General features: G+C 70.7%; 9 protein-coding genes. 7 read left to right on the plus strand and 2 right to left on the minus strand.

Going from position 1 to position 9,754, the window contains the following annotated elements; all coding sequences use genetic code 11:
- Window positions 1–4 precede the first annotated feature (4 nt).
- The 5 genes from Q0116_RS10045 to Q0116_RS10065 all read left to right on the plus strand — a co-directional run bounded on the left by Q0116_RS10045 (window position 5) and on the right by Q0116_RS10065 (window position 4,113).
- On the plus strand, window positions 5–664 hold the full coding sequence (locus Q0116_RS10045) for an ArsR family transcriptional regulator (protein WP_297887602.1): 660 nt from the start codon (window positions 5–7) through the stop codon (window positions 662–664).
- Window positions 665–779: 115 nt separating this feature from the next.
- Window positions 780–1,700 carry a DMT family transporter gene (locus Q0116_RS10050; protein WP_297887585.1) on the plus strand — a complete coding sequence of 307 codons (921 nt, stop codon included), beginning with the start codon at window positions 780–782 and terminating at the stop codon, window positions 1,698–1,700.
- An 85-nt stretch (window positions 1,701–1,785) separates the two neighbouring features.
- The gene (locus Q0116_RS10055) at window positions 1,786–2,718 is read left to right on the plus strand and encodes an alpha/beta hydrolase (RefSeq protein ID WP_297887587.1); all 933 of its coding nucleotides are present in this window, start codon (window positions 1,786–1,788) and stop codon (window positions 2,716–2,718) included.
- Between the two features lie 89 nt (window positions 2,719–2,807).
- Complete coding sequence (locus Q0116_RS10060) at window positions 2,808–3,401, plus strand: GNAT family N-acetyltransferase (RefSeq protein WP_297887588.1); 594 nt, start codon at window positions 2,808–2,810, stop codon at window positions 3,399–3,401.
- Between the two features lie 106 nt (window positions 3,402–3,507).
- Window positions 3,508–4,113, plus strand: a complete 606-nt coding sequence (locus Q0116_RS10065; RefSeq protein ID WP_297887590.1) for a transporter — start codon at window positions 3,508–3,510, stop codon at window positions 4,111–4,113.
- Between the two features lie 19 nt (window positions 4,114–4,132).
- Here the strand turns inward: Q0116_RS10065 and Q0116_RS10070 are convergent, their stop codons facing one another.
- Window positions 4,133–4,585, minus strand: coding sequence for an RNA-binding domain-containing protein (locus Q0116_RS10070; protein ID WP_297887592.1), 453 nt, complete (start codon window positions 4,583–4,585; stop codon window positions 4,133–4,135).
- A complete protein-coding gene (locus tag Q0116_RS10075) occupies window positions 4,582–5,169 on the minus strand; it encodes an AAA family ATPase (RefSeq protein WP_297887594.1) in 588 nt (195 codons plus the stop codon). The genes Q0116_RS10070 and Q0116_RS10075 overlap by 4 nt, the downstream gene beginning before the upstream one ends.
- Before the next feature lie 335 nt (window positions 5,170–5,504).
- On the opposite strand from Q0116_RS10075, the gene Q0116_RS10080 reads away from it, so the two are divergent.
- The gene (locus Q0116_RS10080) at window positions 5,505–6,800 is read left to right on the plus strand and encodes a DUF1102 domain-containing protein (protein ID WP_297887596.1); all 1,296 of its coding nucleotides are present in this window, start codon (window positions 5,505–5,507) and stop codon (window positions 6,798–6,800) included.
- A complete protein-coding gene (locus Q0116_RS10085; RefSeq protein ID WP_297887599.1) occupies window positions 6,797–9,628 on the plus strand; it encodes a lamin tail domain-containing protein in 2,832 nt (943 codons plus the stop codon). The genes Q0116_RS10080 and Q0116_RS10085 overlap by 4 nt, the downstream gene beginning before the upstream one ends.
- Window positions 9,629–9,754: the final 126 nt, after the last annotated feature.

Below are 9,754 nucleotides of genomic sequence, written 5' to 3' on the forward strand. Positions count from 1 at the left end.
GTTAATGGACTCCGCGGTACTGCTCGATCTCCTCGGGAACGAGAACCGGCGGCGCATCCTCCGGCTTCTCGCCACCAAACCGTGTTACGTCACGGAGATCTCGGAGTACCTCGACGTGAGCCCGAAGGCGGTGATCGACCACCTGCGGAAGCTGGAGGAGGCCGGTCTCGTCGAGTCGACGACGGACGATCAGCGGCGCAAGTACTTCCGGATCGCGCGCAGCCTCCGGCTGGAGGTGAGCGTCTCGCCGTACGGCTTCGGCGCGAAGAGCGCGTACCCGGCGAAGAACAGCCTCGACATGTCCGGGCGCTGCCCGCACCTCTCGATCGAGGCCCCGGACGGCTCGGGGGAGACCGGCGACCTCGCCGACCTCGCCGAGAAGTACACGCGCCTCCAGGACCTCGACCGCGAGCTCTCGCTCGCCCAGCGGTGGGTTCAGGGCCGCGTCGAGGACACGCTCGCCGAGATCGACGAGCGGCTCGGCGGACAGGCGGACAGCCGCTTCTTCGCGGCCGTCCTCGCCGCGGTGATCGAGACGGACGGTACCCCCGCGGCGGTCGCCGACGAGGTCGGCGCCCGGACGTCGACGGTCGAGGGGGCGCTCCGCCGGCTCTCCGACGTGGGCGTCGTCGCCCGCGACGCGGACGGGTATCGGCTCCGCTGACGAGACTCCTCGCCGTAGACGGCGACCCGGTCGGCGGTCGCCGGTCGCCGCGAACCGATCCAGCGAACGCGGCCGTTTCCGGAACCTTTTGGCACACTGCGGGGAGAGGGCGGACGTGAGCCGTCTCAGAAACCTCTCGCTGTTCCTCGTCCTCGCCGCCGTCTGGGGGTCCGCGTTCGTCGCGATCAAGGCGGGGCTGGCGTACTTCCCGCCGGTGCTGTTCGCGGCGTTCAGGTTCGACGTGGCCGGCCTGGTGATGCTCTCGTACGCGGCGTACGCGGTCGACGACCCGGTCCCGCGCGGCCGCGACCAGTGGCTCGAGGTCGTCTCCGGCGCCGTCTTCATCATCGCCGCCTACCACGCGTTCCTCTTCGTCGGCGAGACCGACCCCGCGGTGACGAGCGGGGTCGCGGCCGTCATCGTCAGCCTCTCGCCGCTGTTGACCACGGTGTTCGCGCGCGCCTTCCTCCCCGCCGAGCGGCTGACCGCCGTCGGCGCGCTCGGGCTCGGGATCGGGCTCGTCGGCGCGGTCGTCCTCGCGAACCCGGACCCCGCGAACCTGACCGGCGGCGGCACGGTCGCGAAGCTCCTCGTGCTGCTCGCGGCGGCCTCGTTCGCGCTCGGCTCCGTCCTCTCGCGGGCCTCCGAGGCCGACATCCCCATCGAGACGATGGAGGCGTGGTCGATGCTGCTCGGCGCGGGGATCATACACGTCGTCGCGCTCGCGCTCGGCGAGTCGGTCGCCGACGCGGTCTGGACGACGGAGTCGCTGCTCGCCTTGGGCTACCTCTCGGTCGTCGCCAGCGGGATCGGCTTCCTCGTCTACTTCGACCTGCTCGACCGGCTCGGTCCGATCGAGATCAACCTCGTCTCCTACGTCGCGCCGGTGTTCGCCGCGCTCGTCGGCTGGCTCGTCCTCGACGAGGGGATCACCCTCACCACGGTCGCCGGCTTCCTGATCATCTGCGTCGGCTTCGGGCTGGTGAAACGCGACGCGATCCGCGCGGAGCTGCGCGCGACCGGCGTGTTCGGCTGACCGTCGCGACCGCGACGGAGGCGGAGACTCCACCGCGTCGCCCCCGTCGCAACCGTCTTGCCGCCGGGGCGACGACCTCCGCGCCGTGAGCGCCGACCAGATCGATCCGCAGGCGAAGCGCGCCGCCGCGCGCCAGTCGCGGATCCCCCTCCCGCACGGCCGCTACCGACTGAAACTGCTCCGGCTGCTGACCCGCCCCGTGATGCGGATCCGGAACCGCGACCCGCCCAGCGTCGGCGCGACCGAGTCGGTATCCATCCCGGGCCCCGCGGGCGACCTCGACGCCCGGCTATACCTCCCCACGGGCGACCCGCCGTTCCCGACGGTCGTCTTCTTCCACGGCGGCGGGTTCGTCCTCGGGAGCGTCGAGACCCACGACTGGCTCTGTCGCCACCTGACCCGAGAGAGCGGCTGCGCGGTGCTGTCGGTCGAGTACCGGCTCGCGCCCGAACACCCGTTCCCGGCCGCGGTCGAGGACGCGTACGCCGCCGTCGAGTGGGCCGCGGAGTCGACGGACCGGCTCCGGGGAACGGGCGACCTCGCGGTCGCGGGCGACTCGGCCGGCGGGAACCTCGCCGCCGTGACCGCGCTGATGGCCGCCGAGCGAGACGGCCCGGAGGTAGCCCACCAGGCGCTCCTGTACCCCGGCATCGGCGTCGACCCCGAGCAGGCGTCGGTCCGGGAGCACGGCGGGATCGTCCTCTCGCGGGCGGACATCGAGTGGTTCTCCGAGTCGTACTACGGGAACGACGTCCACCGGCGGAACCCGTACGCCGACCCGATCAACGCCGGCGACCTCTCCGGCGTCGCGCCCGCGACGGTCGTCACCGCGGGCTTCGACCCCCTCCGCGACGGCGGGCGGGCGTACGCCGAGCGGCTGGTCGCGGACGGCGTCGCGACGCGGTACGAGAACTACCCGGCGATGGTTCACGGCTTCATGACGATGGAGGACGTCGACCGGGCGCGCGAGGCGATCGCGGCCGTCGGCGACGACCTCGCCGGCGCGCTCGACGCCTGAGCGCGCTCGCCCGCCGACGCGACGCCCGGTGTGCGAACGGTTCTCGAACCGGCGGTGGAGTTTATCCGAACGGCGACGACTCGCCGCACGTGTTCCCCGAGACCATCGAGACGGAGCGGCTCCGGTTGACCGTGCGGAGCCCCGAGAACGTTGACCTCGACGAGTGCTACCGGATCTGCTCGTCGGACCCCGGCATCGACGAGGTGACCGAGCACGTCACCTGGAGCCCCCACGAGACGAAGAAGGAGACGCTGGAGTTCCTCGAACGCGGCCGCGAGCGCTTCGACGACGGCGAGGCCGCGAGCTACGTGATCCGGCCGCGCGAGGGCGAGGACGGCGCGGGCGAGATCGCCGGCTTCGGCGGCTTCGGGGTCGACTGGGAGACGCGGACCGCGGAGCTCGGCACGTGGCTCCGGAAGCGCTTCTGGGGGCGCGGCTACTCCGGCGAGCGCGCCGCCGCGCTCGTCGAGGTCGCGTTCGACGACCTCGACCTCGACGTGGTCGCCGTGAGCCACCACCCGGACAACGAGCAGTCGCGGCGCGCCATCGAGAAGTACGTCGACCGGCTCGGCGGCCGGCGCGAGGGGCTGCTTCGGAACCACCTGACCTTCTTCGACGGCAGCGTCCACGACGAGGTGCGGTACACCATATCGCAGTCGGAGTGGCGGGAGGCGACCGCCTGATCCGTCCGTATCTCCGGTAGCGGCCCTGAACGGCCGCGACCGCGATCGTTTCGCGTTCCGATCCGAGCCAACAAACACTTATAGCCGCCGAAACGACCCCGAGCGCATGTCATCACCAGCCAGCGGCGGAGCGAGCGCGACAGGGGCGGGACGCGGCCTCGGCCGCGGTGCGGTCGTCGGGGCGGCCGCGGGCGCGGTCTCGTACGTCCTCGGCTACCTCGTCGTCTACGTCACCCAGAGCAGCCGGGTCGAGGAGGGACTGTCCGGGATCAACTTCTTCGCCGACCTGTTCGGCGGCGACACCATCTCGGTGTGGCGCGGCGTCGGCTGGGTGTTCTACAACGCGCACTTCGTCGACGTCGACGTGCCGTCGCTCGTCGGCGCCGCCCGGTCGGTGAACTTCATCTCGCAGAGCGACGGCGGGTTCACCTACCTGTACGTCGTGCCGCCGCTGCTCCTCCTCGTCGCCGGAGTCGCGATAGCGCGCGCCGCCGGGGCGACGACGCCGACCGACGGCGCGCAGTCCGGCGCGCTCGCCGTCGCCGGCTACTTCCCGCTCGCGGTGATCGGGGCCTTCCTGTTCCGGTACGCCGTCGGCGACGGCGGGAGCGTCGCGCCGACGCTCGTCACGGCGGCGCTGCTCGCGGGGCTGGTCTACCCGGCCGTCTTCGGCGCCGTCGGCGGGGCCGCGGCCGGGGCCACGGCCGAGTGAGCGACGCACCGACCCGGGCTCAGTACGACTCGTCCTCGGGGTCGAACCGGTCGCCGTACTCGCGAGCCGGGTCCACGGGCTGGCCCTCGTCCGTCTCCGGCGCGACGTAGTCGACGAACGACTCGACGTCCGGCTCGCGGACGCGCACCTCGACGTCGATCTCGCCCAGCTCGTCCGGCTCGCCGACCGCGAAGTTGACGACGCCCTCGAGCGCCGCCTGCTTCTTCAGCGAGAAGGCGAACCCCTCCTCGGTGCGGTTCTGTCGGAACACGCGCCGGGCGGTGTCGAGGATCTCCTGTTCGTGGAGCACGTCGGAGAAGGCGTCGAGGCTGTGCGTCTCGGAGACGAGGCGCCCCTCCTCGTGGACCGGGTCCGCGTCCGGGAAGACGTTCTCGACGGCGTCCGCGACCCGGTCGGTCACCTCGGTGTCGTGGACCGGCGCCTCGATCCGGACGTCGACGCTGTAGATCACGCGCCGTCACCCCCGGTGTCGATCGGGTCGGCGGCGTCGACGCTCAGCACCTCGCGCATGCGGTCGCGGAACGCCGCGAGGCTGTCGGTGTTGTCGATCTCGACGTCGGCCCGTTCGAGCGTCTCCCCGAGCCCGAGGCCGAGCTCGCGCTCGTCGCGCTCGCGGAGCGCCTCCAGGTCGGAGTCGGAGTCGTCGCGGCCGCGCTCGCCCAGTCGCTCGGCGCGGAGCTCGAACGGCGCGCGGATCGCGACGAGCGTGAAGTCGTCGCCGAACGCCTCGCGGAAGCGTTCGAGCTCGACGGTGGAGCGGAGGCCGTCGACGAGGACGGTGTCGCCGCGGTCGCTCTCGGCCGCGGCCTCGCGGATCCGCGGGAGCGTCCGCTCGGCGATGGCGTCGTCGCCCTCCTCCTCGCGGAGCGTGCCGGCCATCCGCCCGTGGTGCTGCGCCGGGTCGAGCCCGCGGCGGCGACACTCGGCGCGGATCACGTCGCCCATGACGACGACGGGGATCCCGGCCGCCTCGGCCACGTTCGCCGCCTCCCCCTTCCCGCTGCCGGGGAGGCCGACGGTTCCGATGACGTTCATTACCGGTCGCTACTCCGCTCGCGGACTTAGGTCTGCTGTTGAGCGACGCCGCCGGTGGCCGGACGGGCCGCGGTGAGTCGGATCGCGATCCCGCGGCGGCCGCGCCGAAGGGGGGGCGAGACGCTCCGGAGCGCTCCGGAGATCGGCTGATCATTCCATACATCTAGTATAAAATTATTTAAACGAGCCGGCGGACGCTGTGTCTGTGGCTGACGTGTGACAGGAAGTCTCGAACTCCCCCTCGCGCTCGCCCTCCGCACGCTGGGATCTCGCGTCTCGCGGTTCCGTTCGGACGGTGGAGAGTCGCGACGGCGCGCGCCGGCCGCGGACGATTCATGCGACGACGCACACTCATCACGGGAGCGGCAGCCGGCGGTATCGGCGGGATAACACTCATCGGCACGGGCGCGTTCGACGCGGCGAGCGCGGAGCGGACGGCGACGGTGAACTTCGCGGACGACGAGAACGCGTATCTGGGCCTCGTCTCGAAGAGCGCGTACGCGACGACGGACGGCGACGGCGAACTCGCGCTCTCCTTCGGCGACGTCTCGGGCGTGGGCGACGGTATCGGGCGCAACTCGCAGTTCTTCTTCGACGAGGTGTTCGCGATCGCGAACCAGGGGACCGAGACGGTCTCGATCACCGCGACGAGCGACACCGACGACTTCGACGGCGAGTTCCGGCTCTACCCCACGGGCGACCGCGAGGGGTCCCTCGACGACCCCGACAACGCCGTCGTCTTGGAGACCGGCGCGGAGCAGTCGGTCGGCACGTACGTCGAGACGGGCGACGTCGACGTCACCGAGGACCTCGACATCGACGTGACGATCGAGGCGGCCTTCGAGGACGGGGGTGACGAACCCGACGACCCCGAGCCGGAGCCGCCGGAGACGATCGGTCTGACCGAGTTCTTCTCCACGTCGAGCCTCGTCGATGCGGACGGCGACCCCCTCGACGACGATTCGGTCGTCGCGGTCCGGGCGGAACCGACGGCACAGAACGAGAACCCCGAGGGCGACGACGGGTTCGTCTCGTACCCGGACGACGTCGAGATCCCGTTGGCGGCGGTCGACGGGAACGTCGTCGGATTCGGGTCGGGACTGGGGCCGAACGCCAGCAGCGTGGACGCGAACCGCACGCTCATCGCGAACGCCTGGCAGATCACGCTCGGCGGGACCGGGACGGTGCTGTACGACGAGACGCACGGGCAGGCGCGGACGCTCGCGAGCAACTACTCGGACCTCGAATCCGCGGCCGAGGGACGCGGGTTCGACGTTCAGGCGCTCACGAGCGACTTCGTCGGCTCGCTCGACGACGCCGACGCGGTGATGATCGCGACCACCGACGGTGACGTGGCGGACGCCGGGGGCTTCTCCGACGCGGAGCGGAGCGCGCTCGCCGACTTCGTCGCCGACGGCGGCGCGGTGTTCCTTCACGGAACCGCCTCCTTCGGCGGAACCTCGAACGGGGTGCTGAACGGGGTACTCGACGAGCTCGGCGCCGCCTTCCGGTTCAACTTCGATCAGGTGACCGACGACGAGAGCAACGGCGGGGACTTCTTCATACCCCAGACGAGCAACTTCAACGACGACGGGTTTCCGGACCTCTTCCTCGCGGAGGGAGAACTATGAGGCGCCGCAGCGTCATCATCGGGCTCGGCGCGACCGCGGCCGGCGGCGGCGCCATCGCCACGGGCGCGTTCGACACGGCGAGCGCGGAGCGGGACGCGACGGTGGCGCTCGCGGACGACGCGAGCTCCCTCCTGTCTTTGACCCCGCTCGACGAGTCGTTCGCGTTCGTCGACGACGCGGGCGAGCTCGCCCTGGTCTTCGACGAGGTCGAGGGCGGCGGCACCGGCTTCGGCTCGAACACCGTCTACGAGGTCGACGAGGTGTTCCAGGTCAGCAACCAGGGTACCGAGGACCTCGGCCTCTTCGCGACGGTCGACGACGGGAGCCTCGGCGACGCCGACTTCGCGCTGACCGTCGACGACGAGGAACTCGGTCCCGACCCGACCGTCGAACTGGGGGTCGGCGAGGCGGTCGCCGTCGGCGTCGAGGTCGACGCGGGCGAGGATCCGACCGACGGCGAGGTGGCGATCACGATCGGCATCGGCGACGGCGCGATCGAGGACCCCGGCGAGGGCCCGGGCGAGGAACCGCCCGCGTTCGTCGACCAGTTGGCGTTCGACTCGACCGCGAGCCTGCTGGCCGAGGACGACGGGTACCTGCCGGCCGAGGCGATCGCGGTCGCCGCGGAGCCGACCGCGGAGTCCGTCGACGAGGACGGCAACGGCGACGCCACGAGCTATCCTGACGACGAGCCGCTGCCGCTGATGGCAGTCGACCAAGACCTCCCCGTGGTCGCCTTCGGATTCCCGTTCGCGCAGGACGACGTGCGCTTCGGCCAGTACGGCAACGAGGAGGTGTTGTTGAACGTCCTCGACGAGTACGCCGACTCCGACACGGTCCTCTGGGACGAGGGGCACGGCCAGTTCTACGATCTCGAAAGCCACGGTAACTTCGAGGGGTACGCCGAGGAGAACGGCTACGACGTGGCGGCGACGACTGACCTAGAGACCGACCTGCTCGGCCCGGCCAGCGCCGTCGTGATCACGTCGCCGGCGGACTCGTTCGGCGGGAGCGAAATCGACGCGCTCGCGGACTTCGCCGACGCCGGCGGGCTGATCGTGTTGATGGACCAGTCGGACTTCGACGACTTCGACCAGACTGACAACCTCAACGCGCTGGCGAACGGGATCGACACCCAGATCCGGTTCAACGACAACCAGGTGATCGACGGCGAGAACAACGCAGGAGGCGACTTCGTGCCGGTGACGAGCGAGTTCGACACCGAGAACTACCCCGCCCTCTTCGCCGACCGCGAGGGGCTCGGGCTCGAACTCGACCCGACCGAGGAGTACGAGGTCGAAGTCGTCAGCGTCGCCGACGGCGATACGGCGGACGTCCAGTTCGACAGCGGGCTCGAGGACACCGTTCGGATCCTCGGCATCGACACGCCCGAGACCGGTAGCACCGAGGAGCGCCTCCAAGAGTACGAGGGGATCGACGACGGCCCCGCGCTGAAGACGAAGGGCGACGAGGCGACGAGTTACGCCGAGGACCAGCTCCAAGTCGGCAGCACGGTCACCCTCTCGTTCGACGAGAACGAGGGGCTCCGCGGGAGCTTCGGTCGCCTGCTCGGCTTCCTCGAACTCTCGGACGGGAGCGTCTACAACGCGAAGGCCATCGAGGACGGCTGGGCCCGCGTGTACGACTCCGGGCTCGCGAACCACGACGCGTACTGGGACCTCGAACGCGCGGCCCGCGACGCCGGCGACGGCATCTGGGACATCTCCGACGTCGGGGCCACGCCGGTCGTCGGCGACGAGCCGGTCGACGAGCTGTTCGTCCCGGACGCCACGTCGGTCGCGACAGCGGACGGCGCCCTCGCGAGCGACCGCGTGCCCGTCGCGTCCGAGGGCGGCGACCCGCTCGTCGGCGTCGACGAGTCGAACAACGTCGCGCTGCTCGGCGGCCCGCTCCCCGCGGAGCGCTTCGAGAGCGCCGAGGACGGTCCCGGAACCGAGCCGTACGGGAACTACGTGTTCCTCGCGAACCTCATCGACTCCCTCGCCGCGGACGGCCGCGAGGGGAGCGTCGTCATCGACGGCGGGCACGGCCAGTTCGCGGCCGACTACGCGCTCTCCGCGGAGGACGCCGCCTACTTCCAGCGCTACCTCGAAGGGTTCGCGGTCGAGTTCGACGGAAAAAACGACTTCGACGACGACACCGGGCGCGACCTCGCCGAGGCCCGCGCGGTGATCGTCACCGCGCCCGACAGCGCGCTCGGCGACGACGAGGTCGCCGCCATCGAGGACTTCCGCGACGACGGCGGTGCCGTGATCCTCGCGAGCGCCAGTCCGGACGGCGCGGCCGACGCGCGCGGTAACCTCGACTCGCTCGCCGACGAACTCGGCTCCGACCTGCGGACCGGCGACGCGGTGACCGACTCAGAGAACAACCTCGGCGGCGACCCGACGGTCCCGACGACGGCGAACTTCGACACCGCGTTCGACTTGTTCGACGCCTACGGCGACGGCGACGACGGCGGGGACGGCGGGTCCGGGGGGTCGCTGGAGGTCGTCGAGGTCAACGAAGACGCGTCTGGCGACGATCTCGAAGACCCACAGGAGAACGTCCTCTTCGAGAACTCCGGCGACGACGCCCTCGATCTCACCGGCTACACCGTCTCGGACGAGACGACGAAGGAGTACGCGTTCCCGGACGGGTTCACGCTCTTGTCGGGTGAAGAGGTAACCCTGTACTCCGGAGAGGGGACGGATACTGACACGGAACTGTACTGGGGCCGGACCGGAAGCGCCATCTGGAACAACGGCGGCGACACGGTGTTCGTCGACGATCCGGACGGGAACACCGTCGTCGAGTACGAATACTGAACGCGGTCGAATCGGGCAATTCCCGACGCGAACCGCGGGCGTTTTTTAGACGCGGGGAATCAGAGATTGACGAGGGCACGTAGCTCAGCCAGGATAGAGCGTCGGACTTCTAATCCGATGGTCGTG

This window comes from uncultured Halorubrum sp., assembly GCF_937146585.1.
Taxonomy (GTDB): domain Archaea; phylum Halobacteriota; class Halobacteria; order Halobacteriales; family Haloferacaceae; genus Halorubrum; species Halorubrum miltondacostae.

Bases quoted from the DNA above. Each gene is read 5' to 3' on its own strand.
- Q0116_RS10045 (WP_297887602.1), top strand. From the start codon at position 5: ATGGACTCCGCGGTACTGCTCGATCTCCTCGGGAACGAGAACCGGCGG.
- Q0116_RS10065 (WP_297887590.1), top strand. From the start codon at position 3,508: ATGTCATCACCAGCCAGCGGCGGAGCGAGCGCGACAGGGGCGGGACGC.
- Q0116_RS10075 (WP_297887594.1), bottom strand. From the start codon at position 5,169: ATGAACGTCATCGGAACCGTCGGCCTCCCCGGCAGCGGGAAGGGGGAG.
- Q0116_RS10080 (WP_297887596.1), top strand. From the start codon at position 5,505: ATGCGACGACGCACACTCATCACGGGAGCGGCAGCCGGCGGTATCGGC.
- Q0116_RS10085 (WP_297887599.1), top strand. From the start codon at position 6,797: ATGAGGCGCCGCAGCGTCATCATCGGGCTCGGCGCGACCGCGGCCGGC.